Origin of the sequence: Hydrogenophaga sp. (assembly GCF_041913525.1) — a bacterium.
Classification (GTDB): Bacteria; Pseudomonadota; Gammaproteobacteria; order Burkholderiales; family Burkholderiaceae_C; genus Hydrogenophaga.
Genome location: NZ_JAYSFD010000004.1, coordinates 219,598 through 246,297, shown reverse-complemented (window position 1 = coordinate 246,297; position 26,700 = coordinate 219,598). Strand labels below are relative to the sequence as shown.

Annotated in this window: 26 protein-coding genes and 1 riboswitch; of the genes, 24 read left to right on the top strand and 2 right to left on the bottom strand. The window is 65.1% G+C overall.

What is annotated here, in order from left to right:
- Nucleotides 1-5 precede the first annotated feature (5 nt).
- A riboswitch (ZMP/ZTP riboswitch) is annotated at nt 6-151 on the top strand.
- A 36-nt stretch (nt 152-187) separates the two neighbouring features.
- The 24 genes from glyA (at nt 188) to tolA (ending at nt 22,169) form a co-directional block, all read left to right on the top strand.
- Nucleotides 188-1,432 (top strand): serine hydroxymethyltransferase, encoded by a 1,245-nt coding sequence (gene glyA / locus ACE3RQ_RS07970; protein ID WP_374521427.1) that lies wholly within the window; start codon nt 188-190, stop codon nt 1,430-1,432.
- Nucleotides 1,433-1,454: 22 nt separating this feature from the next.
- The gene (gene nrdR, locus ACE3RQ_RS07965; protein WP_374521426.1) at nt 1,455-1,904 is read left to right on the top strand and encodes a transcriptional regulator NrdR; all 450 of its coding nucleotides are present in this window, start codon (nt 1,455-1,457) and stop codon (nt 1,902-1,904) included.
- A 201-nt stretch (nt 1,905-2,105) separates the two neighbouring features.
- Nucleotides 2,106-2,540 carry a type IV pilin protein gene (locus ACE3RQ_RS07960; protein WP_374521425.1) on the top strand — a complete coding sequence of 145 codons (435 nt, stop codon included), beginning with the start codon at nt 2,106-2,108 and terminating at the stop codon, nt 2,538-2,540.
- Nucleotides 2,537-3,010, top strand: coding sequence for a GspH/FimT family pseudopilin (locus tag ACE3RQ_RS07955; RefSeq protein ID WP_374521424.1), 474 nt, complete (start codon nt 2,537-2,539; stop codon nt 3,008-3,010). Before ACE3RQ_RS07960 ends, ACE3RQ_RS07955 begins: the two co-directional genes overlap by 4 nt.
- Nucleotides 3,007-3,621, top strand: a complete 615-nt coding sequence (gene pilV, locus ACE3RQ_RS07950; RefSeq protein WP_374521423.1) for a type IV pilus modification protein PilV — start codon at nt 3,007-3,009, stop codon at nt 3,619-3,621. Before ACE3RQ_RS07955 ends, pilV (ACE3RQ_RS07950) begins: the two co-directional genes overlap by 4 nt.
- Before the next feature lie 8 nt (nt 3,622-3,629).
- Complete coding sequence (locus ACE3RQ_RS07945) at nt 3,630-4,568, top strand: PilW family protein (RefSeq protein WP_374521422.1); 939 nt, start codon at nt 3,630-3,632, stop codon at nt 4,566-4,568.
- A 65-nt stretch (nt 4,569-4,633) separates the two neighbouring features.
- Nucleotides 4,634-5,188 carry a hypothetical protein gene (locus ACE3RQ_RS07940; RefSeq protein ID WP_374521421.1) on the top strand — a complete coding sequence of 185 codons (555 nt, stop codon included), beginning with the start codon at nt 4,634-4,636 and terminating at the stop codon, nt 5,186-5,188.
- A 20-nt stretch (nt 5,189-5,208) separates the two neighbouring features.
- Entirely contained in the window at nt 5,209-8,595 is a 3,387-nt protein-coding gene (locus ACE3RQ_RS07935; RefSeq protein ID WP_374521420.1) for a pilus assembly protein, read from the top strand.
- A gap of 1 nt (nt 8,596) precedes the next feature.
- A complete protein-coding gene (ribD, locus tag ACE3RQ_RS07930) occupies nt 8,597-9,736 on the top strand; it encodes a bifunctional diaminohydroxyphosphoribosylaminopyrimidine deaminase/5-amino-6-(5-phosphoribosylamino)uracil reductase RibD (protein ID WP_374521453.1) in 1,140 nt (379 codons plus the stop codon).
- A 161-nt stretch (nt 9,737-9,897) separates the two neighbouring features.
- Complete coding sequence (locus ACE3RQ_RS07925; protein WP_374521419.1) at nt 9,898-10,410, top strand: GspH/FimT family pseudopilin; 513 nt, start codon at nt 9,898-9,900, stop codon at nt 10,408-10,410.
- On the top strand, nt 10,404-10,880 hold the full coding sequence (gene pilV, locus ACE3RQ_RS07920) for a type IV pilus modification protein PilV (RefSeq protein WP_374521418.1): 477 nt from the start codon (nt 10,404-10,406) through the stop codon (nt 10,878-10,880). The genes ACE3RQ_RS07925 and pilV (ACE3RQ_RS07920) overlap by 7 nt, the downstream gene beginning before the upstream one ends.
- Nucleotides 10,881-10,885: 5 nt before the next feature.
- Nucleotides 10,886-11,617, top strand: a complete 732-nt coding sequence (locus tag ACE3RQ_RS07915) for a PilW family protein (protein ID WP_374521417.1) — start codon at nt 10,886-10,888, stop codon at nt 11,615-11,617.
- On the top strand, nt 11,614-12,189 hold the full coding sequence (locus ACE3RQ_RS07910; protein WP_374521416.1) for a PilX N-terminal domain-containing pilus assembly protein: 576 nt from the start codon (nt 11,614-11,616) through the stop codon (nt 12,187-12,189). The genes ACE3RQ_RS07915 and ACE3RQ_RS07910 overlap by 4 nt, the downstream gene beginning before the upstream one ends.
- Before the next feature lie 6 nt (nt 12,190-12,195).
- Entirely contained in the window at nt 12,196-15,165 is a 2,970-nt protein-coding gene (locus tag ACE3RQ_RS07905; RefSeq protein ID WP_374521415.1) for a pilus assembly protein, read from the top strand.
- On the top strand, nt 15,123-15,542 hold the full coding sequence (locus ACE3RQ_RS07900; protein ID WP_374521414.1) for a type IV pilin protein: 420 nt from the start codon (nt 15,123-15,125) through the stop codon (nt 15,540-15,542). Before ACE3RQ_RS07905 ends, ACE3RQ_RS07900 begins: the two co-directional genes overlap by 43 nt.
- 69 nt (nt 15,543-15,611) lie before the next feature.
- Nucleotides 15,612-16,256 carry a riboflavin synthase gene (locus ACE3RQ_RS07895; protein ID WP_374521413.1) on the top strand — a complete coding sequence of 215 codons (645 nt, stop codon included), beginning with the start codon at nt 15,612-15,614 and terminating at the stop codon, nt 16,254-16,256.
- A complete protein-coding gene (ribBA, locus tag ACE3RQ_RS07890; protein WP_374521412.1) occupies nt 16,253-17,383 on the top strand; it encodes a bifunctional 3,4-dihydroxy-2-butanone-4-phosphate synthase/GTP cyclohydrolase II in 1,131 nt (376 codons plus the stop codon). The genes ACE3RQ_RS07895 and ribBA overlap by 4 nt, the downstream gene beginning before the upstream one ends.
- Nucleotides 17,384-17,409: 26 nt before the next feature.
- Entirely contained in the window at nt 17,410-17,874 is a 465-nt protein-coding gene (ribH, locus tag ACE3RQ_RS07885) for a 6,7-dimethyl-8-ribityllumazine synthase (protein WP_374521411.1), read from the top strand.
- Nucleotides 17,875-17,876: 2 nt separating this feature from the next.
- Nucleotides 17,877-18,383, top strand: a complete 507-nt coding sequence (gene nusB, locus ACE3RQ_RS07880; protein ID WP_374521410.1) for a transcription antitermination factor NusB — start codon at nt 17,877-17,879, stop codon at nt 18,381-18,383.
- A gap of 7 nt (nt 18,384-18,390) precedes the next feature.
- Entirely contained in the window at nt 18,391-19,611 is a 1,221-nt protein-coding gene (locus ACE3RQ_RS07875) for a pyridoxal phosphate-dependent aminotransferase (RefSeq protein ID WP_374521409.1), read from the top strand.
- 2 nt (nt 19,612-19,613) lie between these two features.
- Entirely contained in the window at nt 19,614-20,030 is a 417-nt protein-coding gene (gene ybgC / locus ACE3RQ_RS07870) for a tol-pal system-associated acyl-CoA thioesterase (protein ID WP_374521452.1), read from the top strand.
- A 30-nt stretch (nt 20,031-20,060) separates the two neighbouring features.
- Nucleotides 20,061-20,753, top strand: a complete 693-nt coding sequence (tolQ, locus tag ACE3RQ_RS07865; RefSeq protein ID WP_374521408.1) for a protein TolQ — start codon at nt 20,061-20,063, stop codon at nt 20,751-20,753.
- A 15-nt stretch (nt 20,754-20,768) separates the two neighbouring features.
- Entirely contained in the window at nt 20,769-21,203 is a 435-nt protein-coding gene (locus ACE3RQ_RS07860; RefSeq protein WP_374521407.1) for an ExbD/TolR family protein, read from the top strand.
- Nucleotides 21,204-21,209: 6 nt separating this feature from the next.
- Nucleotides 21,210-22,169: a cell envelope integrity protein TolA gene (tolA, locus tag ACE3RQ_RS07855; protein WP_374521406.1), complete on the top strand. Its 960-nt coding sequence runs from the start codon at nt 21,210-21,212 to the stop codon at nt 22,167-22,169.
- 150 nt (nt 22,170-22,319) lie between these two features.
- Here tolA and dnaE read toward each other — a convergent pair whose 3' ends face one another.
- The gene (gene dnaE / locus ACE3RQ_RS07850) at nt 22,320-25,883 is read right to left on the bottom strand and encodes a DNA polymerase III subunit alpha (RefSeq protein WP_374521405.1); all 3,564 of its coding nucleotides are present in this window, start codon (nt 25,881-25,883) and stop codon (nt 22,320-22,322) included.
- Nucleotides 25,884-25,940: 57 nt separating this feature from the next.
- On the bottom strand, nt 25,941-26,636 hold the full coding sequence (locus ACE3RQ_RS07845; protein WP_374521404.1) for a DUF599 domain-containing protein: 696 nt from the start codon (nt 26,634-26,636) through the stop codon (nt 25,941-25,943).
- Between the last annotated feature and the right edge of the window lie 64 nt (nt 26,637-26,700).

The window sequence follows — 26,700 nt, the reverse complement described above, 5'->3', positions numbered from 1 at the left end:
GAATTCGCCGCGTACGCAACTGGCGATAGGCGCCCAGGTCAACTGGGTGCTGACGTGGCCCCCCGGCACACTGGCCGGGACAACCACTGGGAAGCGTACCGCCCGCCAGACTCACGCTCCGGGCGACCCGCCGTTCGCCTGGGCAGCCCTTGTCACCGCGCAAGGTTTCACGTCTCACAGGACTGCCATGTACGACCGCAACATTCTCATTGAGCAAACCGATCCCGAGCTGTTCGCCGCCATCCAGGCCGAGAACGCCCGCCAGGAACACCACATCGAGCTGATCGCCAGCGAAAACTACGCCTCGCCAGCCGTGATGGCCGCCCAAGGCACCCAGCTCACCAACAAATACGCCGAGGGCTACCCGGGCAAGCGTTACTACGGCGGTTGCGAGTACGTGGACATCGCCGAGCAGCTGGCCATTGACCGCGTCAAGCAACTTTTCGGCGCCGATGCGGCCAACGTGCAACCCCACTGCGGTGCGTCGGCCAACGAAGCCGTGTTCCTCGCCTTCCTGAAGCCGGGCGACACCATCATGGGCATGAGCCTGGCCGAAGGGGGTCACCTCACCCACGGCATGCCGCTGAACATGTCTGGCAAGTGGTTCAACGTGGTCTCCTACGGCCTGAACGCCCAGGAAGAGATCGACTACGACGCCATGGAAGCCAAGGCGCGCGAGCACAAGCCCAAGCTCATCGTGGCCGGTGCGTCTGCCTATAGCCTGCGCATCGATTTCGAGCGCTTCGCCAAGATCGCCAAGGAAATCGGCGCCATCTTCATGGTGGACATGGCCCACTATGCTGGCCTGATCGCCGCGGGCGTGTACCCCAACCCGGTGCCCTTCGCCGACGTGGTCACCTCCACCACCCACAAGAGCCTGCGCGGCCCGCGTGGCGGCATCATCCTGATGAAGGCCGAGCACGAGAAGGCCATCAACAGCGCCATCTTCCCCGGCCTGCAAGGTGGCCCGCTGATGCACGTGATCGCGGCCAAAGCGGTAGCCTTCAAGGAAGCCCTGACGCCCGAGTTCAAGGCCTACCAACAGCAGGTCGTGAAAAACGCCCAGGTCGTTGCCCAGACGCTCACCGAGCGGGGCCTGCGCATCGTGTCCGGCCGCACCGAAAGCCACGTGATGCTGGTCGACCTGCGCGCCAAAGGCATCACCGGCAAGGAAGCCGAGGCCGTGCTGGGCCAAGCCCACATGACCATCAACAAGAACGCCATTCCCAATGACCCGGAAAAGCCCATGGTCACCAGCGGCGTTCGCATCGGCACCCCTGCCATGACCACCCGCGGCTTCAAGGAAGAAGAAGCCCGACTGACCGCCAACCTCATCGCTGACGTGCTGGACAACCCGCGCGACGCGGCCAACATCGAAGCCGTGCGCGCCAAGGTCAATGCCCTGACCGCGCGCTTCCCGGTCTACAAGTAATGCCTGCCGCCGGCGACCGCGCATGAAGTGCCCTTTCTGCGGACACCTTGAAACCCAGGTCGTGGAAACGCGCGTCTCCGAAGACGCCGACTTCATCCGCCGCCGCCGGCAGTGCGGTCATTGCGAGAAACGCTTTACCACCTACGAAAGGCCGGAGGTCAGCTTCCCGGCCGTGGTGAAAAAGGATGGCCGGCGAGTGGACTACGTGCCGGCCAAGCTGCGCGCCTCCTTTGCTTTGGCCCTGCGCAAACGCCCGGTCAGCACCGAGCAGGTCGACGCGGCCATCGAACGCATCGAGGAAAAGTTGCTCAACCTCGGCAGCCGCGAGGTGCCCGCCACCCGCCTGGGTGAAATGGTGATGCGAGAGCTCAAGAAGCTCGACAAAGTGGCCTACATCCGGTTCGCCAGCGTTTACCGAAGCTTTGAAGACATTGATGACTTCCGCGCCTTGGTGGATGAAGTGAAGCGCTGATTGATCAATTTATTAACACTTTAATATCAATTGATCTTCGGATTGAGCGACGCGTTTTGCCTCTGAGAAAGCCCATTGAAAAGGGCACGTTGCCCCTCTCAGCCTGAGGAATTCAATCCAGAAAACTGAGCTTCGACGGGCGGCCCCGCAAGCGAGACCGGCGGCAGTCACAAATAGAAGCTCCCCACTTAGCATCAAGTAATGCTAGGCGCACTCCGAATTAATCTCCCCTTCCGCCAACGCGGCATCACGCTGATTGAACTCATGATCGCGGTGGCCGTTGTTGGCATCCTCGCTGCCGTCGCTTACCCGTCTTACACAGATTACGTGCGCAAGGGCAAACGGGCGACAGCCCAAACCGCTCTGCAAGATCTGGCCAATCGCCAGCAAATCTACCTGCTGGACCAACGCGCCTATACCACCGACCTCACCGCCATCCGGTTCCAGGCCCCGCAAGAAATTCGTAATGACTACACCTTCTCGGTGACCATTACCCCGCCATCGGGTACGCCTGCCCCTTATTTCCTGGCCACGGCCACACCATCCCCAGGCCTGGCCGCGCGCGGGGAACAAAACATCACTTTGTCCAACAACGGCACGAAGCTGCCCAACGCGACAGGCTACTGGGGCAAATGAAGCAATTGGGCCACTCCACCATCGCCAGCCCTCGCCGAGCACAGTTCGGTCTGACACTGATCGAACTGCTGGTCACGATGGTGGTGATCGCCGTCCTGGCCACCATCGCGGCGCCGTCCTTCCGCGGCCTGATCGTGGACCAGCGCCTCACAAATGCCGCCTCGGCCGTCAACCAGTCTGTCTGGCTGGCGCGCAGCGAGGCCCTGAAGCGGAACACCTCCGTGGGCTTCACGATCAGCAACATCTCCAACGGCTGGTCGATCGTCATCAACAGCCAAACTGTGCGCAGCGAAACCGGGTTTGAAGGCATCAATGCTGCTGCCCGCACCTTTACCTTCAATGGCACCGGTCGGCTGATTGCGGGTGAAGGCAATTACGAGCTGCAATACGGGTCTTCCAGCGACAAGCGCTGCATCACCATTACCCCGTCTGGCAAGACCTCGTCGCGAAGCGGAGCATGTGCGACATGAAGGCTCTCACCCTTCCCCGTGGCCGTGCACGAGGGTTCTCTCTCATCGAGGTGCTGGTAACAGTTGCCCTGATCACCATTGGCATCCTGGGCGTGTTCGGGCTTCAAAGCCGGGCCGCCAACATTGAGCTGGAGTCTTACCAGCGCAGCCAAGCACTCTCGCTGGCCCGCGAGATGGAGAGCGTCCTGCGCGCATCCCGTGCATTGCGCACCAACTTTGCTGATCCGGCATTGAGCTCAACGGACGGATCGGTTTATGTGGGCGTCGATGGCAACGTCACCTGCTCCACGCCACCGGCCAATGCAGCCGAAACAGCCATGTGCGCCTGGGGAGACGCGCTGCGGGGCGCCTCGCTGGCTGGCACCAGCACCTTGGGCGGCATGATCGGGGCCAGGGGTTGTGTGATCCGACCGGCCACGCCGCAGGCTGGCGCCTTGGCCGATTTCTACGTCGTCGTGGTGTGGCAGGGCATTGCGCCATCCAACGAGCCGCCGGCGACCTCGCTGGCTTCCACCTGTTTCAGCGGAGGCGGACAGGGGTTTGCTGACGGCCTGCGCCGAGGTCTGACCTTGCGCGTGCTCGTGCCCCAACTGGCGGCCACCACACCATGAGGCCCTTCATGCAAGCACAGCCAACCACCACTCACCGGCGGCACCACCAACGTGGCTTGACGCTGGTGGAACTGATGGTGGCCATGGCAGTTAGCCTCCTCTTGCTGGCCGCGCTCACGGCTGTGTTCATCAACAGCAACTCGGCCCGTCGCGAAATCGACCTGAGCGCCGAGGTCATGGAGAACGGCCGCTACGCGTCCGACGTGCTCGGACGGGAACTGGCCCTAACCGGTTTCTACGGCACGCTGGTGGCGGTTCCCGGGAACACGCTCGATCTCAGCAAACTCTGCTCGAGCGCCCTTGCCGACTGGACCGACTCGCTGGGCATGCCGGTGTTCGGCGTGCTGGACACCGACGCCAAGCCGTCCTGCCTGGCTTCGCGAAAATCGGGCACCGATGCGATCTTCGTGCAGCGGGTGAGCACCTGCGCTGTAGGCGAGACCGGGTGCGCGGCAGAGAGCAACAACTTTGCCTACTTGCAAGTCAGCGAGTGCGGCACGGAGTACGGCACCACCCCTTTTGTACTGGCCACCGGAGGGTCTGGGTCTGGCACGTTCACGCTGCAGAACAAGACCTGCAGCGCTGCAGGCACGGCACCGCGGCGCAAGCTCATCCGCCGCGTTTACTACGTCTCGGCTGACAACCAACTCAGCTACCAGGAAATCGGCCTCAGCACCAACCCGGCGCCGGTGGTGTTGGTGGACGGCATTGAAGACCTTCAAATCAGCTACGGGATCGACGGCAACGCCGACGGCAGCATCGACGAATTCAAGCCAGCGCCGACCGGTGCGGAGTGGACCAACGTGATCGGCCTGCGGGTGGGTGTCCAAGCCTTGTCGAGTTCCCCCAGTCGCCAGACCCAGCCAGGCACCACCGACAACCTCAAACGCCGGGTCTACAACACCTTCATCCCCTTTGAGGCGCCGACGCTCAAACGCCAATCATGAAGCAGTCTGCCTCCCACCGCCGCCAGCGCCCTGCGCACGCCCAGCGAGGCAACTTGCTCGTGGGCATGATCATGCTGCTGCTGATCACGCTCATCACCGTGATGGTCTATCGCCTCTCCACCGTCCACACCCTGGTAGTCAACAACGAGCAGCTGCGCACCGAGGGCGTGTCGTCCGCCAACTACGCGCTTGACATCATGCTCAACTCGGAAGTGAGCACGTGGGATGACAACTTCACCGGAACTGGCAGACAAGTGGCGGTGAACCTGGGCAACATCGACAAGAGCACCGACGATGCCACCACCTCCATGGTGGTAACGGTGGCCAACCTCGAATGCAAACGCAGCCGGATCATCAAGAACGCCGAACTCATCAAGGAGGCCAGCGGTGTGCAATACGTGGCCGCCGAAGACTCGGTGTGTTTTGGCGGCGGGGCGACCCCCCTGACCATTGTGGACATTGCAGCCGCCGGCTCCCCTAACGACAACTCACTCTGCGCCAACATCCTCTATGAGGTAGAGGCTGCCGTGGCCGACCCAAAGCTGCTTGAGGCCAATATCAGGGTTCGGCAAGGCGTGGAGGTGCGCCGCGGTGTCGACGCCCTTGACGACTGTGATTGACGACCAACTGGACGGTAACCATGCACCCGACAAAGCCCCTTCCTTTAGCCGCGGCGTTGCTGGCGACCACCCTGGCCCTGCCCGCCTCGTCGGCCGACATCGACATCTACGCTGGCGTCAACGCCAGGGCGGCGGCACCCAACGTGCTCTTCTTTCTGGACAACACGTCCAACTGGTCCGCCAACAACCAGGCCTGGAACAAGACCACGGTTCGCAACCGCTGCAGCACCTACACCGACACCACCGTCGCAAACGCCTGCCGGAGCTACGTGGACTCGGTGTTCGGCACCGACAGCAGCCTGACCCAGGGCCAGGTGGAAGTGCGCGCCTTGAAGCTGGTGCTCAATGAACTCTCCTGCAACACCAACACCGACCGCCTGAACTTCCGCGCCGGCATCATGATGATCAAGGGCGGCACGGCCAACACCAACGGCGCCTCGGGTGGCTACATTCATCAGCGCGTCGCCGATCTGGACAGCACGCATTGCGCTAGTGTGCGCTCGTCACTCGAACGGATCGACCAAAACATCAACGAACCCAGTTACAAGGCGCCTTCCAGCGCCGAGTATGGCTCGGCCTTCTTCGAAGCCTTCAAGTACTTCGGCGGATGGACCAATCCGACCGGGGCACGCGCAGGCACGGCGGGCAGCCCCACGTCGGCCACGGCCTTCGGCCCTACCCGCTACTCCACCAAGTTCTCCGCGTCGGATGCGGCCATGGAGGACCAGCAGGCCTTCTCCGATGGCGCTGCCCGCACCACCTACCGCTCACCCATTGACACCGATGGCGCCTGCGGCAACAACTACATCATCCTCATTGGCAACAAGTTCCCCAACGCCGAGGACCAGGTCAACACCAACGCCACCCCGCCCACCAATGCGCTGATGACCAACCTGGGCTACAACCCGGGCGCCCAGATTTACCCCAAGCCATTGCTCAACGCCGACAAGAGCGACGTGCGTTTTGCCGACGAGTGGGCAAAGTTTCTGCGTGACACAGACGTAAGCGACGTGCCGGGAATTCAAAACGTCAAGACGTTCACGATTGACGTTTTCAACCCGGATGGCAGTGGTAGTGCCAGTGAGCGAACGACCCAGGCCACACTGCTCAAGTCCATCGCCGACAACGGCGGTGGTCGCTACTTTGCCGTTGGCGGCGACCTTTACGCCTTGATAGAAGCGCTCAAGCGCACCCTTAGCCAAATTGCCGCGGTGGACAGCGTGTTCACCAGTGCATCGCTGCCGGTGAGCGTGAACGCCCAGGGCACCTTCCTGAACCAAGTCTTCATGGGTGTCTTCCGCCCTGATGGACAGGCTCAGCAGCGCTGGGCCGGCAACCTGAAGCAGTACCGCTTCGCCCTGGACAACGGCTTGCTCAAGCTGGTGGGTCGCGATGGTGAGCAAGCGGTAGATGAGGCCAACACCGGCTTCATCCAGCAGTGCGCCGTGAGCTACTGGAGCACTGACTCCAACGCCTATTGGGAGAACGTCACGGGCTACAACGAGGCCAATGCCTGCACCACGGCCACCGTGGCAGGCGTGACGGTCAAGCCCTACTCGGACTTGCCAGATGGCCCCATCGTGGAACGCGGTGGTGCAGGCCAACGCCTGCGCTCGGTGGCCCCATCAGACCGAAACATGCGAACCTGCACGTCGGCCACGAACTGCTCCTCGCTGACCAATTTCCCCAACACCGAACAAAACACGGCCAACGCCACACTGGCCAGCTGGATTCGAGGCGTCAACGTGGGCGACCGCAACATTGGCTCTACCGAAAACATCCAGTACGGCATGTCCGCCACTGCCATGCGACCGACCGTTCACGGAGAGGTCGTGCACTCGCGTCCGCTGGCCGTGAACTACGGCACCAGCAGCAGCAACGATGTCGTGGTGTTTTATGGGGCCGGTGATGGCACCCTGCGCGCCGTCAACGGCAACCAGGCCAACACAGACGGCAATGAACTGTGGGCCTTCGTGGCGCCAGAGCACTTTGCCAACATCGAACGGGTTCGCACCAACAGCCCGTTGATTTCCTACCCCAACGTCGACCTAGACCAATCACCGACGCCCACGCCGAAGACCTATTTCTTCGACGGCTCCATTGGTGGCTACCAGGAGCGCTCGGGCGACACCATCTCCAAACTCTGGATTTACCCGACGATGCGACGCGGCGGCAGCGGGGTCTATGCCTTCGACGTGACCAAGAAGCCAAGCACGACAGCCACCACCACGACAGGCCAACCCACCCTGCTCTGGCGCTACAACGACTCGACCAACAGCAACATGGGCGAGAGCTGGTCGACCCCTGTGGCGATTCGTGTCAAGGGCTTCACCAAGCCCTTGGTGGTGTTTGGTGCGGGCTACCACTCGTGTGAAGACAACGAATCGCTCACCGCCTGCGACAGCGTCTCCAAGGGCAAGGGCATCGTCGTCTTGGACGCCCAGTCGGGCCCCTCTTCCTCCGAAGCCAGCACCCACAACCGCTTCATCGGCGTGGCCACCAACGAACTGGACAGCTCTGCCGGCCGCTTCACCGCCGACGTGACGCCCGTGGACGTCAACGGGGACGGGTACACCGACCTCATCTACGCCGTTGACACCCGCGGCAACATCTGGCGCATCAACACCAGCGACCCAACGGCCTCCTACGCCTCGTACAAAGTGGGCGGTGTCTCCAGCGTCCAGGCCTGGAAGGTCTTCAAGATCGCCACGGTCGGCCAGTGGGGAAGCGGCTCCGCCGAAAGCGAACGCCGCAAGTTCCTGTACTCGGCCAACGTGGTGGTGATCGGCAACCAGGCCACCGTGCTCGTGGGCACCGGTGACCGGGAGAAGCCCTCGGCAGAGTCGTTGGCCGCGCGCGTGAAAAACCGCTTCTACGGCATTCGCGACAACTTCACGGAAGTCAGTTCCATCACGCCAGTGGTGGGCTACGACACAAACGGCTCGGAGCCATCCACGCTGCTCAACGTCACCAACTCGACCAGCTTGGCCGCCACTGCCCTCACAGGGAAGAGAGGCTGGTTCCGCAACCTCTCCACCACCACTACACCATACGAGCAAGTCGTGACCACCCCGCTGACCCTGGGCGGCGTGACTTACTTCAACACCTACCAGGCCAAGGCCACTGGCACCAACCAGTGCAGCAACCTGGGCACAGGCCGGGCCTACCAGATCGACTTCCAGACCGGTTCTGCTCTCGCGGACGCACCTGTGGTCACTGTGTTTGAATCGGAGGGCATTCCGCCGTCTCCGGTGGGCGGGGTGGTGGTGATCGGCGATGGTGACTCCCAACGCGCCGTGCCCTTCATCATCGGCGGCCCGGGCGCCACGCCCATTTCGCCCAAACGCGTCACCCCGAACGTGCGCGCCAACCGCAAACCCCTGTACCGCTACCAGCGAATTGACTGACCTGCACTCCGCCCTACCCCTTCCCGCCCAAGCCGAATGGTTGGGCCTCGCCGAGGCCTCCATCGGCTTGTCTGAACCCAATCCGCGCGTGGCCTGCCGGATCCAAACGCGAAATGGCCAGGTCGTCACGGGAAACACCCTGCAGGCCGGGGGGCCTCACGCCGAAGCATCTGCCCTGGCCAAGGCCCGGAAAGAGGGACTCGACCTCAAAGGGGCACACGTGTGGGTCAGCCTGGAGCCCTGTGCCCACCACGGCCGAACCCCCCCTTGTTGCGATGCGCTCATTGAAGCTCAGGTGGGCAGTGTCACGGTGGCCCTGGAGGATCCCAACCCCCTCGTGGCGGGCCAGGGCATTGCGCGCATGCGCCAGGCCGGCATCCAGGTGCAGTTGTTGCCACCCGAGAGCGAGGCGGCCCGCTCGGTGCGCGAGCTCAACATCGGCTTTCTGAGTCGCATGGAACGCGGCATCCCCTGGGTGCGGATGAAGATGGCCGCCTCACTCGACGGCATCACGGCCTTGCCGAATGGCCAAAGCCAGTGGATCACGGGCGAAGCCGCCAGGACCGACGGCCACGCTTGGCGCAAGCGTGCAGGCGCCATCCTCACCGGCATTGGCACAGTGCTGGAGGACGACCCCGTGCTGGACGTGCGGCTGGTGGAGACGCCGCGCCAGCCCGCCCTGGTGATTGTGGACAGCCGGCTGGAAACACCGCCTCACGCGCGGCTGTTCCATGCACTGAAGAGCGGGCAGAAGCGCGCCATCTGGATTTACCACGCGGTGTCAGACCCGGCCAAGGAAGACGCGCTACGAGCGGCGGGCGCAGAACTCATCCTTCGGCCTGGGGCCGCCAGCAAGGTGGATCTGCAGGCGCTGCTGCAAGACTTGGGCAAGCGAGAGATCAACGAACTTCACATCGAAGCGGGCCACAAGCTCAACGGCTCGCTGCTGAGGGAGGGCCTGGTGGACGAGGTATTGCTCTACCTGGCCCCGGTCATCCTGGGGCAAGGCGCGCACCTCGCCAATCTTGGCCCTTTCGAGCGGGTCTCTCAGGGGCTTCCGCTTCAATTCCATTCGCAGGAACGGGTGGGCGACGACTGGCGGATTCTGGCCAGGCTGAAGACGCAGAAAAATCGTATTTAAGTATTACCTTTCGATGCTGATATCGCGCCTCTTGTCGTCTTGACTAGCCATATGTAATAACCACTTCTTACCCTCAGGGGATGGCTTCATCGCATCTCCCGAAGCGGCAGCGTCTGCGTGCCACACAAGCCGGCCTCTCCGCGATCGACTTGATCATGGGCATGGCCCTGGCCGTTGTGCTCCTTGGACTGGCGATCCCGCCCTTTCAGGGTCTGTTGTCGCGCTACAGAACCTTGTCTGAAGCCCATGAACTGAGCCAACTGCTGCTGTTTGCCCGCAGCGAGGCCATCCGACGTGGCGCGCGGGTAACGGTCTGCCGATCAACGAGTTTCACCAGCGAACGCCCCAACTGCGATGGCGAGCGCTGGGACCAGGGCTGGATTGCCTTCTTGGACAACGCCGACACCGGCAACAATCGCCCTGGTGTGCTGGATGGCGTCGACCACCTGCTGCGCATCGGGGCTGGCCGACCGACTGTGCGCGTCGAACCCACGGCCACCTACCGAGACTGGCTGGCGTTCACCCCAACCGGACGCCCCATCGGCAGCACAGGCCTGGGCAATGGCACGTTTTGCCTGTTGGATGGCAACTCCCGGCGCGACGTGGTCATCGCCGCCACCGGACGAGTGACCGTGTCAGCCCCCATGACCTTTCCCGAACAAGCCACTTGCTGAGCCCCATCGTGAATCGCTTGAACCGGCGACCCCTGGCCCCGTCGAAGGCAATGGGCTACTCCCTCATCGAAGTGCTGCTGACGCTGCTGATCGTGGGCGTCGGCATCCTGGGTTTGAGTGCCGCCAACCTGGCGGCGTTACGGGCGCGCGGCTTGTTATCGCTCGAATCCGTCGCCACCCAATTGGCGAGCGACATGATGGAGCGCATGCGCGCGCAAGCCCCGCTGGCCCGCCAGGGCGCTTTCAACCGCGATCTGATGGCGCCGGCGCCGGCCCCCGACTCCACCGACATGGCCACGCGCGAACTTGGCGCCTGGTTGGCGCAACTGCAGACCCGACTGCCCTCCGGCATGGCGGCGATCACTGTGTCGCCACAGGGTCGTGCACAGGTGTTGCTGCAATGGACTGTCACCCCTGCCGGCTCAGGTTCGAGCCAAGTCGCCAGCGTCAGCTTGGTCTCCAATCTTTGAATCGCATGCGCCCACTGTCCACGCAGGCCGGCTTCGGCCCAATCGAAATGTTGGTGGGTCTGGCCATCGGCCTGCTCCTGGTGATGGGCATCAGCGAAGGCGTTTCACGCCAGCGCTTGAATGCCCGCGTCCAGGAAGAACTCAGTCGCATGGAAGACGCTGGCCGTTTTGCGCTGTTCGCCCTGGGGCGTTCCATCCGCCAAGCAGGCTTTCGACCGAACGACAGCACCCCAGAAAGCGCCCCTTTCGCGGCCGACGACACGTTCCATGAAGGCGCGGTGATCGGACCTGGTGGCAGCGGCACCGCTTCGGCCTCCACCCTCCGTCTGCGGTACTGGGGCTTGAGCGACGGCACGCAAACCAACTGCCTGGGCGTTTCGTCGAAGGCGACCAGCATCCAAACCGAGCAATGGCGCCTGGGACAGGCCTCTTTGCAATGCACGGCACTGGGCACGACCCAACCCTTGGTCCCATCGGTAGAAGACCTGCGCTTCACGCTGGGCCTGGACAACGACGGGGACGGAAACGCCGAGCAGCAATTGGCTCCTGCCGCGGTGCCGAACTGGGCCAATGTGGTCAGTGTTCGCGTGTACCTGCGCCTGCAGTCTGGCGAAGACGGGCTGACGGAGAGCCCGCAACCCTATGAAGACGCAGACGGGCGGCTCGTGACTCCAAGTGATCGACGCCTTCGCCGTGCGTTCACGGCCACGGTATCCGTGAGGCAAAGCCGCTCATGAAAAGGATCGCGCGATTCGCCAAACACCAGGCGGGATCCGTCATGGTCTGGGGACTGGCCTTGATGCTGCTCTTGAGCGCGTTGAGTTTTGCCATGTTGCAGGCAGTCGGCCTTGAGGAACAACTGGCGTATCAGGAACGAGACAGGCAAGTGGCGTTTCAGGCAGCAGAAGCGGCCTTGCGCCATGCGGAGTCACTGATCGAGGGCAATCAAGGTGCTCTTTTTTCACCGTTGCTCGAGTCGAGCTTTCCTGCCGTCTGCACGAAGGGCATCTGCCGCTCTTCTCCTGCGGCTGAGGCTTGGCGAGGACTGCCGGCCAGCGCCTGGCTACCAGAGTCCACCATCACCCAAGCCTATTCACCGCCGACCGATGCGGTCGCCACGATGGCACTGGCGGCGTCCCCTCGATACCTGATCGAGTACCAGGGAAGCGTCACGCCCATGGGGCCGGGTGCGCCCTGTGTGGCCAGGTACCTCATCACGGTGCGAGCCAACGGGCTCTCTGCTCGATCGTTCGTCACCTTGCAAGCGCAGTACCGACGGCGAACCGGTGTCTGCCAACCGGCCATCTGAAGCACCATGAAGCACCTGATCACCCTCTCGGCCATCGCGGCGCTGGTCTGCATGCCTTCTTCGTCGGTGACGTGGAGCCAGACCACGGCGACCGCGACGACCGTATGGACGGTGGGCTGGACTTCACGCCCGGCCTTGAGCCAGCACGTGCTGGACAGCGGCCAGGAGTCGATCTTCCTTCCTCGATTCATTGGCACCTGGGGCTATGGAGGCGTGGTGGCCAAACGGCTTGATGCCCAAGGCAACATCCTGGATACCTCCCCCTGGCCAGACCCCAGGGCCAGCATCGCCATCGAAAAGCAAGATCCTCAGCTGGGCCGCCGGATCTTCACTCGTCTGCCCACGGGCGAGGGCACACCGTTCACCTGGGACACCCTCGCGCCAAGCCAGCAAGCCGCTTTGGGCGACGGGGTTCTCGGGCCTCGGGTTCTGCGCTATCTGCGGGGCGACCGGAGCCTCGAAGCGCCCAGCGGCCCATTTCGCCCCAGAGCGGAGCTGCTGGGCGCCGTGGTCCACAGCTCACTGGTGCACTGGCGACACCGCGACGGTCGGCAGCGACTGTACTTCGGCGCCAGCGACGGCATGTTGCACGCCCTTGACGCCACCAATGGCCAGGAGCGGTTCGCCTACGTGCCCTCCATGCTGATGCCCAAGATGGCCTCACTGACCCAAGCCAGCCAAGCCGCCGCCCCCAGGGTGGACGGCCCCTTGGCCATGACCGAGGTGCTAGAACCGGGCGGCAGCCGCACGCTGCTGGTGGGCGGGCTGGGCGCTGGCGGAGCGGGGCTGTTCGCCCTGGATGTGGGGCTTGCGGAGGCCACTGCCCCCTCAGAGGCGGCCAAGTCAGTGCTTTGGGAGATCACCCCCCTGACGCCAGGCTTTGCCAATCTGGGCGAGACCCATGCCATGCCGCAGTTCACCCGGCTGCAGAACACCGAACGCACGCCGGCCGTCGTGGTGGGCAACGGCTATTTCAATGCGGGCAACCAACAGGCGTCTCTGTTCGTGGTCCATGCCATCACCGGCGCGCTGATCGCCGAATGGCCCACGCTGAGCGGCAGCGCCAACACCCCCAACGGGCTGTCCACGCCCACCCTGGTGGACAGCACGGGCGATGGCACGGCGGATTGGGCCTATGCAGGAGACCTGTTCGGGCAGCTGTGGCGATTTGACCTTCGCACCTTGCCGCTGGGCAGCACCCGCCCGACCTTGCTCTTCACCGACCCGGATGGCATGGCGATCACCACCGCCCCAGTCGTCACGCCACACCCACAGGGGGGCCAGATGGTGGTGTTCGGCACCGGCCGCACGCTGACCCCTGCCGACCTGGACGACAGGCGGGCGCACAGCGTCTATGGACTGTGGGACGGCGCCCCCGCGACCCACACCACCTGGCTGGACCAGACCATCACCGAGCTCGCGCCCACCACCGAGAGCGATCGATGGCGTCACCTGAGCGCCCACCAACCCAACTGGGACACTTTCACCGTGTCAATGCCCCAGCACATGGGCTGGCGCCTCTCGCTGCCGCCAGGCGAGCGCCTGGTGGGCAGCGGTCCGCTTCTCACCGACGGCCTGATCACCTTCAGCAGCACCAACCCCAGTCAGAAGAGCGACCCCGGTGCCGCACCTGGCGTGAACTGGGTCAACCAGGTCCAATCGCTCACTGGCGCCGCGCCTCCTCGACCGGTATGGGACACGAATGCCGATGGGTCGGTGAACGCATCGGACAACATCGAGGGACATGTAATCTCCAGCCAATGGGTGGGCAATGGCGTGGTGTCGCAACCGGTGCTGGCCGACGCTGGCCGGCTCGGTCGGACGTACCTGAACCAGAACCCGGAACTGAGCATCACCGCCAACACCCCCACGGCATCCACGCCCACCGAGGGCGGCATCAGCGGTGGCCATTTCGACGTAGACCTCCACTACAAGGCGGGAAAGTCCTACGGCAGCCAAAAGCACCAGCACGAGTACGACGATCGCTACAACGTGGTCGGCATCAACTTCAACAACCCCAGCGACAGTGCCTTCAACCTGGGCAAGGCCATCGCGGTCGGCACCCCGTTCAAGGTGCTGGTCCTCAACGCCTACCTCAACCCGGCCAGCTACCTGTCGGTGGCCAATGGCCCGTTCGTCTCGGTGAAGGAATTCCAGGGACAAGCCAGCGCCGCCGACACACAGTTCATCGACAGCCTGCCAACCTTCACCCGGGCCGGCGTGGAGCCATTGGTCTGGCGCCTGCCGCCAGATGCGTTTTCGGCCAAGGACTGGTGGCAGGACGGTGGCGCGATCAGGGCTGGCCTGATGCCGACCGAGACCGGCTGCGTCAAGTCTGGCCCGAGCGTCCAGCCCGGCCCACTGGGGAGCATTTACAACGGCGCCCTCACCCTGCAGTTCATCCGACACGACACCCCGGCCAGCGCCCTTGAGCCCAACGCCCAAGACGCCAAATCCCAACAAGACCCGCGCTATGGCTGGCGGGTGAAGGCCGCCGATCGCGACAAGTGGGTCTTGGCCGAATACACCATGTTCTGGCACCAGGCCGGCAACGGCTGCTTCGGCTCACGCAATTGGCGCCCAGACCCCGCCCTCGACACAACCAGCCAAAGCAAACCTGGCTCTACCCCGCAAGGGTCGGGCGATCCCACGGGATCGGTGGGGACAGGCATGCCAGGCAGCGTGCGAAACCTCGTCGGCGTTCGGCTCACCAGCACCGACGGTCTGCTGACCTTGCTGTTCGCCGACGGCAGCACGGCGCTGGTGCCCATCACAGACAAAAGCATCCAACTGCGTTACCGGGACGCAAGCACCATCACCCGCCCAGACAACATCTCCCGCTTCCTGGGCGCCGATGCCTCCACCATCCCCACCGGGGCGCGCCGTGCCATCGGCGTCTCCGGTCGCTACAACTGGCGCGAACTCACTTTCACATGGACCGAACCAAGCCCCGCCGCCTCCGCGGCTTCACGCTGATCGAGGCCATGTTGGCGGTGGCGATCGCGGCGATCCTCGCCAGTATCGCCCTCCCGAGTTACCGCGAGCAGGTGGCCAAGGGCCGCCGCCTGAGCGCCCAGGCCAAGCTCTACAGCGCCGCCCAATTCATGGAGCGTTTCTACGCGGAAAACCACCGCTACGACCAAAACGCTGCCGGCCAAGCCGTCGCCCTGCCAGTGCCGTTGCAACAAACCGAGAACGGCGCGTACACCCTTCGGCTGCGCACCCCTGACCGAAACAGCTACACCATCACGGCCACGCCCGCGGCGGCGCAACTCAATGACCGCTGTGGCGTCTTTAGCCTCAGCCACACTGGCCTGCAAGCCGCCAGCCAGCCCGACTGCTGGCGACGCTGAAGACCCGCTTGCGTCACGTGGTTCTGCCCCGTCGCCGGCACGGTGGCGAAACCCTGCGAAAATAGCCGGATGTTTACCGGCATCATCACCGGCGTGGGGCGCATCGTCGACCTCCATGCGCTGGGCAGTTCTTTGGACCATGGCAAGCGGCTCACCATCGAGACGCCGCCTGGATATCTCGACGACGTCGGTCTGGGCGACAGCATCGCCCTCAATGGGGCCTGCATGACAGTGACCTCACTCGACCTTCCCCAGCAACGCTTCACCATCGACATTTCCGCCGAATCCTTGGCACGCACCACGGGCCTGGGCGCCGCGGGCGCTCGCGTCAATCTGGAAAAGGCGCTGCGCGCCAATGATCGCCTGGGTGGCCACATTGTCTCGGGCCACGTGGATGGCATCGGCCGCGTCAGCCATTTCGCCCCGGTGGGTGAGAGCTGGGAGCTGCGGGTGATGGCACCTCGCGAACTGGGCAAGTACCTCGCGTACAAAGGCTCCATCACCATCAACGGCGTGAGCCTCACCATCAACCGCGTCGCCGACCACGCCGAAGGCTGCGAGGTCAGCATCAACCTCATTCCCCACACCGTGGAGAACACCTCGCTGGGCGACCTCAGCGCAGGCAGCACGGTGAACCTCGAAATCGACACCGTCGCGCGCTATGTCGAGCGCATGCTCAGCGCCGGCCTCAACCCCAACAAGGAACCCGCATGAACGCGCCCCAAGCCCTGGCCCCGGTGGCCATCTCCCCTGTGGAGGACATCGTTGCCGACATGCGTGCCGGGAAGATCGTCATCCTGGTGGACGAAGAAGACCGCGAAAACGAAGGCGACCTGGTGCTGGCCGCCGACCACGTCACGCCCGAGGCCATCAACTTCATGGCCCGCTTCGGCCGAGGCCTGATTTGCCTGACGCTCACCAAAGACCGCTGTGAGCGCCTGAAGCTGCCGCCCATGGTGCCGCGCAACGGCACCAAGATGGGCACGGCCTTTACCGTGTCGATTGAGGCGGCCGAAGGTGTGACCACCGGCATCTCCGCCGCCGACCGCGCCCGCACCGTGCAGGCCGCCGTGGCACCCGACGCCAAGGCCGAAGACCTGGTGCAGCCCGGTCACATCTTCCCGCTGCAAGCCGTGGAAGGCGGTGTGCTCATGCGCGCCGGCCACACCGAAGCCGGCTGCGACCTGGCCGCCATGGCCGGCTGCACCCCCGCCGCCGTGATCTGCGAGATCATGAAGGACGACGGCACCATGGCCCGCCTGCCCGACCTGCAGGTGTTCGCCGCCGAACACGGCCTGAAGATCGGCACCATCGCCGACCTCATCCACTACCGCAGCCGCACCGAAAGCCTGGTGCAGAAGGTGGGCACCCGCGCGCTGAACACCGCCTTCGGCGCCTTTACCGCCCATGCCTACCGAGACCAGCCCAGCGGTGCCCTGCACCTGGCGCTCGTCAAAGGCGAGTGGACGGCACAAGACGCGGTGCCAGTTCGCGTGCACGAGCCCCTGTCGGTGCTGGACGCCCTGGAAGTGGGCCGCTCCATGCACAGCTGGAGCCTGGAGGCCAGCCTGCGCCACATCGCCGATGCCGGCCGTGGCGTGGCCGTGTTGCTGAACTGCGGCGAATCGGCAGACCAGCTGCTGGCCCAGTTCGAAGGCACCGCGCGCTCGGCACAAGCGCCTGAGCGCGGCCGCATGGACCTGCGCACCTATGGCGTGGGCGCCCAAATCTTGCGCGACTGCGGCGTGCAGAAGATGCAGCTCATGAGCCAGGCCCGCCGCATGCCCAGCATGGTCGGCTACGGCCTGGAAGTCACCGGCTTCATCAGCCGCCAACCCTGATCCCCCACACAGAAACGGACATCACCATGTTTGGTGCAGACAAAGGCACAAGCGGCCCTCTCGATGGCAAGAAGCTGACCATCGGCATCGTTCAGGCCCGCTTCAACGAGCCCATCACCAACACCCTCTTCCAGGCCTGCCGAGAAGAACTGCTGCGCCTGGGCGTGCAAGAGAAGAACATCGTGCACGTGACCGTGCCCGGCGCGTTGGAAGTGCCCGTGGCCCTGCAGGCCATGGCCGAGCGCGACCAGTTCGACGCCCTGGTGGCGCTGGGCTGCATCATCCGCGGCGAGACCTACCACTTCGAGTTGGTGGCCAATGAGTCGGGCGCCGGCGTGACGCGCGTGTCGCTCGACCACCAGATTCCCATTGCCAACGCCATCCTCACGGTGGAAAACGAGGCACAGGCCATCGCCCGCCAGACCGACAAGGGCCGTGACGCGGCCACCGTGGCGGTGGAGATGGCCCAGGTGCTCCAACAGATCGGCTGACCATGACCCAGACCCCCGAGTCCGACAACGGCCTGCCCATCAAGCGCAAGGCCACTGAAAAATCGGCGCGCACCCGCGCCCGAGAATTCGCCCTGCAGGCGCTCTACCAGCACCTGGTCGGCAAGAACGAGGCGTCCGACATCGACGCCTTCACCCGAGACCTCTCTGGCTTCCACAAATGCGACAGCGTGCACTTTGACGCGCTGGTGCATGGCTGCATCCGCGAGGGCAACGCGCTGGATGCGCTCATCACCCCGCGCCTGGACCGCCCCCTGGCAGAAATTTCCCCCATTGAGCGCGGTGTGCTGTGGATCGGCGCCTACGAGTTCCAGCACTGCCTGGACGTGCCGTGGCGCGTGGTGCTCAATGAGTGCATCGAATTGGCCAAGAGCTTTGGCGGCACCGACGGGCACAAGTTCGTCAACGGTGTGTTGCACCCCCTGGCCGCGCAGCTGCGCCCGGTGGAAGTGGCCGCTGGCGCCAGCAAGCCCAACCACCGCAAGGGCTGACGGCGCCATGCGCATTGCCCAGCGCGCGCAGCGCGTCGACCCGTTTTACGTGATGGAACTGGCCAAGGCCGCCGAGGCCATGGCCCACCAGGCAGGCCCGAACGGCCGGCCCATGATCTACCTGAACATCGGCGAGCCCGATTTCACCGCGCCACCCCTGGTGCAAGAGGCCGCCGAGCGCGCCATCCGCGACGGGCGCAGCCAGTACACCCCGGCCCTGGGGCTGCCCGCGCTGCGCGAAGCCATCAGCGGCTGGTACGCCCAGCGCTTCGGGGTCAACATCGACCCGGCGCGCATCGCCATCACGGCCGGGGCATCGGCGGCGCTGCAACTGGCCTGCCTGGCGCTCATCGAGGCCGGTGACGAGGTGCTCATGCCGGACCCGAGCTACCCGTGCAACCGCCAGTTCGTGCAGGCGGCCGAAGGCCGAGCGGTGATGATTCCCGCAGGGCCCGAGCAACGCTTTCAGCTCAGCGCCGATCAGGTGCGCGAGCACTGGACCGCCGCCACGCGCGGCGTGCTGCTGGCCTCTCCCTCCAACCCCACCGGCACCTCGATTGCGCGCGAGGAACTTGCGCACATTGCCTCCCACGTGCGCGAGCGTGGTGGCGTGACGCTGGTGGACGAGATCTACCTGGGCCTGAGCTATGAAGACGCCTTTGGCCACAGCGCCCTGGGCCTGCCCGATGGCCTGGGCGACGAGGTGGTAAGCGTCAACAGCTTCAGCAAGTACTTCAACATGACCGGCTGGCGCCTGGGCTGGCTGGTGCTGCCCCCTGCCCTGGTGGGCGCGGTGGAGCGCCTGGCGCAAAACCTGTTCATCTGCGCCAGCACCATCGCCCAGCACGCGGCCCTGGCCTGCTTCCACCCCGACAGCCTGGCCGAGTACGAGCGGCGTCGTGCCGCCTTCAAGGCCCGACGCGACGCCTTCATCCCCGAACTCAATCGCCTGGGCCTCTGCGTGCCCGTGATGCCCGATGGCGCCTTCTACGCCTGGGCCGACGTCACCCAGCTCTGCCAGCGCTGGGGTATCCCGCCGCAAGGCGATCGCCCCGACCAGGGCGGCAGCTGGGCGCTGGCCTTTGAGCTGATGAAGCGCTGCCAGATTGCCGCCACGCCAGGGCGCGACTTTGCCCAGGCCGAACCAGGGCGTTACCTGCGCTTCTCCACCGCCAACTCGATGGAACAGCTGCGCGAGGCCATCGCCCGCCTGGAGGCCGCGCTGTGACCGTGCCCTTCACTTGGCCGGTGCGGGTGTACTGGGAAGACACCGATGCCGGCGGCATCGTCTTCTACGCCAACTACCTCAAGTTCTTCGAGCGCGCCCGCACCGAGTGGCTGCGCTCGCTGGGCGTGGAACAGCAGGCCTTGCGCGAGCGCACGGGGGGCATGTTCGTGGTCAGTGGCACCGAGCTGCGCTACCACCGGCCCTCGCGCCTGGACGATTTACTTCTGGTGACAGCCCAGGTCGTCGAAGCCGGCCGTGCGTCGATGACAATCGCCCAGACCGCGCGCCGAGGCCCCGGCCCAGACGGTGAACTGCTGTGCGAAGGCAGCATCCGCATCGGCTGGATCGACGCTCAGACCTTTCGCCCCCAACGCATTCCGGCCGAGGTGCTCGACGCCCTGGCCGGCCACGCCGCCTGAACCTTCGACCGGTTTTTTCCTCCCATCGCCATGAGCCACGACTTCTCCATCGTCCAACTGATGCTCAACGCCAGTTGGGTTGTCCAGGCCGTGGTGGCCCTGCTGGTCACCATGTCCGTGATCAGCTGGGCCGCCATCTTCCGCAAGCTCTCCACGCTCAAGCGCGTGCGCGCGCTGAACGACGACTTCGAGCGCGATTTCTGGTCAGGCAAGAACCTCAACGAGCTGTACGCCGCCGCCGCCCAGTCCGCTCGCACCGGCGGGCCGATGGAGCGCATCTTCGCCAGCGGCATGCGCGAGTTCCAGAAGCTGCGCGAGCGCCACATCACCGACAGCGGCACCCTGCTCGACGGCGCGCGCCGCGCCATGCGGGCGAGCTTCCAGCGTGAACTCGACGTGCTGGAGTCCAATCTGTCTTTCCTGGGCACGGTGGGCTCGGTGGCGCCGTACGTGGGCCTGTTCGGCACGGTGTGGGGCATCATGCACGCCTTCACCGGCCTGGCCGCGCTCACCCAGGTGACGCTGGCCACCGTGGCCCCCGGCATTGCCGAGGCGCTGGTGGCCACCGCCATCGGCCTGTTTGCCGCCATTCCGGCGGTGGTCGGCTACAACCGCTTCGCCCACGACATCGACCGCGTGGCCAACGGCATGGAGACCTTCATGGAAGAGTTCTCCAACATCCTGCAGCGCAACGTGGGCTCGCAATCGCCCTCGGGCCGCTGACCGGAGCGCGCACACATGGCCAAGCTCGCCGCCCGCGGCCGGGGTCGCCGCACCATCAACGAGATCAACATGGTGCCCTTCATCGACGTGATGTTGGTGCTGTTGATCATCTTCATGGTGACCGCTCCCCTCATCACGCCGAGCCAGATCGCGTTGCCCAGCGTGGGCCAGGCCGCGCGCCAGCCCGATGCCTTCGTGCAAGTGATCATCGACAAAGACGAACAGATTCAGGTTCGCCCCGGCAACAGCAGCGCCGACACGCCAGCCGTGCCCATGGGGCAACTGGTGGCGCGCGTGCGCCAACTGCAAACCGACGGCACCGAAGGCGGCACGCCGGTGATCATCAGCGCCGACAAGAACGTCAAGTACGACGTGGTGATGAAGGTCATGGGCGAGCTGCAGGCCAAGGGCATTGCCCGCGTGGGCCTGGCCGTTCAGGCCGCCCGTTGAGCCACGATGCAGACAGCCGCTGACCGTTCCGAATTCGCTCCGCCCCGGCAAGACCGCTGGGGCCGCCCGCTCACGCTGGCCCTGGTGGTGCACGGTGCGCTGATCGCCGCGCTGACCTGGGGCGTGCAGTGGAAACAAGACGCCGAGATGCCCGCGGTCGAGGCCGAGCTCTGGTCGCGCCTGCCGCAGCAGGCGGCGCCGCGCGCGGTGGAGCCCCCGCCCCCACCGCCCCCGGAGCCGCAACCCGAACCCAAGCCAGCCCCCGCGCCCGAGCCCAAGCCGGTGGTGAAGGCACCGCCGCCACCACCCCCCGCGCCCAGCCAGGCCGATATCGCCATGGCCAAGGCCAAAGAAAAGGCCGAGGCAGAAAAGAAAGCGCGCGAGGAAGCCGCACGCAAGGAAAAAGAGCGCGAGAAAAAGCTGGCCGAGGAAAAGCGCGAGCGCGAGAAGAAGCTCGCGGCCGAGAAAGCGGAAAAGGCCGAGAAAGAACGAGAGAAAAAACTCGCGGAAGAGAAACGCGAACGCGAGAAGAAACTGGCCGAGGAAAAGCGCGAGCGCGAGAAAAAAGCCGCCGACGAAAAGCGCGAAGCCCAGCTGAAGGAACAGCTGCGCCAAGACCAGCTCAAGCGCATGATGGGCCAGGCCGGCGCCACCGGCAGCGCCACCAGCACCGGCACGGCCCAACAGTCCAGCGGCCCCACGCCGGGTTACGGCGCCAAGGTGGCCGCGCGCATCAAGCCCAACATCGTGTTCACCGAATCCGCTCCCGGCAACCCGCGCGCCGAGGTCGAGGTGCGCACCCTGCCCGACGGCACCATTACCTCACGGCGCATCACCAAGAGCAGCGGCAACCCCGCGTGGGACGACGCCGTGCTGCGCGCCATCGACCGCACCGCCACCCTGCCCCGCGACACCGACGGCCGCGTGCCCTCGTCTCTGGTGATCGGCCTGCGCCCGCTGGACTGAGCCGGCAGGCACGCCTGCCGCACGCAGCGAAAACCCAACCCTGTCTCCGGCGCGCCACCCCTAACCCAGTGGCCACCGCGGAACCGGCTCCGCCGGGCCGCCAGGTGGCGTCCCCCTCGGGGGGAAGCCGCGCAGCGGCGCAGGGGGGGGTCAATCGAACACGATCTCGGCCTTTTGCTCGTGGGCCTGCGCCATCCAGCTCGCCAGCGCCGCGTCCGAGGGGAAGAACAGCGAGCGATCGTCCAGCTGAATTTCGCACTGCGCGCCGGGCCGCAGCACCGACAGGCGCACCGGCAAGCCACGCACCAACTCGCCTTGCTCGGTCTGCTCGCGCACCGGGGCATAGGTCTTGACGAGTTGGGCGATGTCGGGCGCATGGCCATTCACGGCCACGCGCAGGTACTTGCCAAAACGGCAACGGGCCGAGCCCAGGTCCCAGATGTGCTGGATCTTCAAGCGCAGGCCGCCCGAGAAGCGGTCGGGCTGCACCACCGCCTGCACCACCAGCAGTTCGTCGTCTTTCAAGATGGCGCGGTGGGCGTTGATGAGGTTCTCGTCCGCGCTCACCTCCAGCACGCCGGTCTTGTCGTCCAGCTTGAAGAAGGCGAGCTTGCCGCGCTGGCCGTTGATGACGCGGAAGTCCGACACGATGCCGGCCAGCACCACCGGGTCGCGGCTTTCGGTCACGTTGGCCAGCGGCGTGCGCGCAAAGCGCCGCACCTCGCGCTCCACCTCGTCGAACAGGTGGCCCGAGAAGTAGAAGCCGATGGCGCTCTTCTCGTGCGTCAGGCGCTCTTTCACGCCCCAGGGCGTGGTGGCCACCAGCGGCGGCTCTTGCGTGCTGGAGCCGTGGCCGTCGTCGAACATGTCGAACAGGCCGCCCTGGTTGGCGTTGGCCTGGGTGGTGGCGGCGTATTCAAAGGCCAGGTCAAGCGAGGCCAGCAACTCGGCGCGGTTGAGGTTGAGGCTGTCGAAGGCGCCGGCCTTGATGAGGGCCTCCACCGTGCGCTTGTTGATGCGGCTGCGGTCCACCCGCAGGCAGAAATTGAACAGGCTGGTGAAGGGTCCGCTCTCCTGGCCGTTGGGGCCCTCGCCCCGGCCTTCGCGCGCGGCCACGATGGCCTCAATGGCGAGCTGGCCAGTGCCCTTGACCGCGCCCAGGCCGTAGCGGATCACCTTGTCGGTGACAGGCTCAAAGCGGTAGAAGCCCCGGTTCACGTCGGGCGCCTCGAAGCTCAGGCCCATCTTCAGCGCGTCTTCCCACAACACCTTGAGCTTGTCGGTGTTGTCCATTTCCACGGTCATGTTGGCGCAGAAGAACTCGGCCGTGTAGTGCACCTTGAGCCAGGCCGTGTGGTAGGCCAGGAGCGAGTAGGCGGCGGCGTGCGACTTGTTGAAGCCGTAGCCGGCGAACTTCTCCATCAGGTCGAAAACCTCGTCGGCCTTCTCTTCGCTGATGCCCTTCTCGGCTGCGCCCTTGCGGAAGATGATGCGGTGCTCAGCCATCTCCTCGGGCTTCTTTTTGCCCATGGCCCGGCGCAGCATGTCGGCGCCACCGAGCGAGTAGCCCCCCAGCACCTGGGCGGTCTGCATCACCTGCTCTTGATAGACCATGATGCCGTAGGTCTCGGCCAGCACCGGCTCGGTGAGCGGGTGCGGGTACTCCACCACCTCGCGCCCGTGCTTGCGGGCCACGAAGGTGGGGATCAGGTCCATGGGGCCCGGGCGGTAGAGCGCGTTCAGGGCGATCAGGTCTTCCAGGCGCGAGGGCTTGGCGTCGCGCAACATGCCCTGCATGCCGCGGCTTTCAAACTGGAACACGGCCTCGGTCTGGCCCTTGGAGAACAGCGCATAGACCTTGGGGTCGTCCAGCGGCACGTTCTCGTACGCGAAGTTCTCCTGGCCCTTGTGGCGCTTCATGATGAACTCGCGCGCGATCTCCAGGATGGTGAGCGTGGCCAGGCCCAAAAAGTCGAACTTCACCAGGCCAATGGCCTCCACATCGTCCTTGTCGTACTGGCTCACGGCCGATTCGCTGCCTGGCTGCATGTAGAGCGGGCAGAAGTCGGTCAGCTTGCCCGGGGCAATCAGCACGCCACCGGCGTGCATGCCGATGTTGCGCGTCATGCCTTCGAGCTTCTGCGCCAGCTCGATCAGCGTCTTGACGTCCTCTTCCTTCTGGATGCGCTCGGCCAGGATGGGCTCCATGGCGATGGCGTAGTTGTTCTTGTCGCCGTCCTTGGGCGGATTGGGCGGGTACTGCAGCGTCACGCTCATGCCCGGCTTGTTGGGGATGAGCTTGGAGATGCCGTCGCAGAAGCCATAGGCGAAGTCGAGCACGCGCCCCACGTCGCGGATGGCCGCGCGCGCGGCCATGGTGCCGAAGGTGGCGATCTGGCTCACCGCGTCCTTGCCATAGCGGTCCTTCACGTAGTCGATCACGCGGTCGCGATTGCTCTGGCAGAAATCGATGTCGAAGTCGGGCATGGACACCCGCTCCGGGTTCAGGAAGCGCTCGAACAGCAGGTTGTACTGCAGTGGGTCCAGGTCGGTGATGAGCAGCGCATAGGCCACCAGCGAGCCGGCGCCCGAGCCGCGACCCGGGCCCACCGGGCAGCCGTTTTCCTTGGCCCACTTGATGAAGTCCGACACGATGAGGAAGTAGCCCGGGAACCCCATCTTCAAGATGGTGTTCAGCTCGAACTCCAGTCGCTCCACGTAGCGCGGGCGCTGGCGCTCACGCTCGGCCTCGTCGGGGAACAGGTGCTTCAGGCGCCCTTCCAGGCCTTCGTGCGAGACGTGGCGGAAGTACTCCTCCACCGACATCACCACGCCGTTGACCGGCGGAATCGGGAAGTTGGGCAACTGCGGCTTGCCCAGCACCAAGGTGAGGTTGCAGCGCCGCGCGATCTCCACCGTGTTGGCCACGGCCGAGGGAATGTCGCGGAACAGCTCGGCCATGTCGGCCGCGCTCTTGAAGTACTGCTCGCGGGTGAAACGGCGCACGCGCCGGTTGTTGGCCAGGATCTCGCCCTCGGCGATGCACACCCGCGCCTCGTGCGACTCGTAGTCGTCGGGTTCCAGGAACTGGATGGGGTGCGTGGCCACCACCGGCAGGTGCAGGCGGGCCGCCAGCTTCACGGCCGCGCTCACGTGGCGCTCGTCGTCGGCGCGGCCGGCGCGCTGCAGCTCCAGGTAGAAGCGGTGCGGAAAGATCGAGCCCAGTTGCAGCGCCATGTCGGCCGCGCGCTGGGCATCGCCCGCCATCAGGGGCTGGCCCACTGGGCCTGTGTGTGCGCCCGAGAGGCAGATCAGCCCGGCGTTGAGTTCTTGCAGCCAGTCGCGCTGCACCACCGCCTGGTCGCGCAGGGTATTGCGCGTCCAGGCCCGGGCCAGCAGCTCGCACAGGTTGAGGTAGCCCTGGCGGTCTTGAACCAGCAGCAACACGCGCGGCAGAGGCGGCTGGTGCGAGCCCGGGGTGGCGCTGGTGCTTTCTTCGCTGAAGCCCTGCAGCACCACCTCGGCGCCGATCACGGGTTTGATGCCCGCGCCGCGCGCGGCCTTGTAAAACTTGATGGCGCCGAACAGGTTGTTGAGGTCGGTGATGCCCAGGGCGGGCTGGCCATCGGCCGCCGCGGCGGCCACCACATCGTCGATGCGGGTGGTGCCGTCAACGACGGAGAACTCGGTGTGCAGGCGCAGGTGAATGAACATGGGCCGATTTTAGAAGCCACCCCCGTGGGCGGCGGCCCGTCCAGCGGACCTGGCCCCCTATTCCTTCAGGATGCGCAGCACCTCGGAGCGGAACTCCCGGCTGTAGAGAATCGCCACCACGATCACGGTGGCCACCACCATGGTCAGTGGCGACACAAACCAGCCCAGCAAGGCAAACGAAAAGTAGTACGCGCGCAGCCCGTCGTTGAAGGTCTCAGCCGCCGAACTCACCATGGCCGCGGCCCGGTCCACGAACACCTTGCGGTCAAACTCGCCCCGGTCAAACGAGGTGGCCGGCGGCATGGAGCCGATCACCAGCGCCACAAAGGTGTACTGCCTCATGCTCCACGAGAAACGGAAAAACGAGTACACGAAGATGGCGATGAGCACCAGGATCTTGAACTCGAAGACGATCAGCGTGGTGGCCTGCGCAAAGGGAATTTCGCTCATCAGCTCAGAGGCCTTGTCGGTGGTGCCCAACAAGGCAAACAAGCCGCCGATGACCAGGATCGAGGTGGAGCAAAAGAACGACGGCGTGCTGGAGAGGTTCTGCACGATGATGCCGTCAAGCATGCGCGGGTCGCGCGCGCAGGTTTGCTTCATCCAGTAGCCGCGGTAGCGGTTGGTGGTCTGCAGCAACGAAGGGCGGTAGCGCCCCAGGCGCTTGGCGAACCAGGCGTAACCCGACCACAGGCCAAAAAAGGCCGCAACGGCCAGCCAGTCGGCCCAGGGCAGCAGCGTGATGATCTTCATGGCGCCAATGGTAAGCGGGCCGGCGGGGGAAAAATCCCCGGCCGGCCCGCTTGGCTGGTGACCT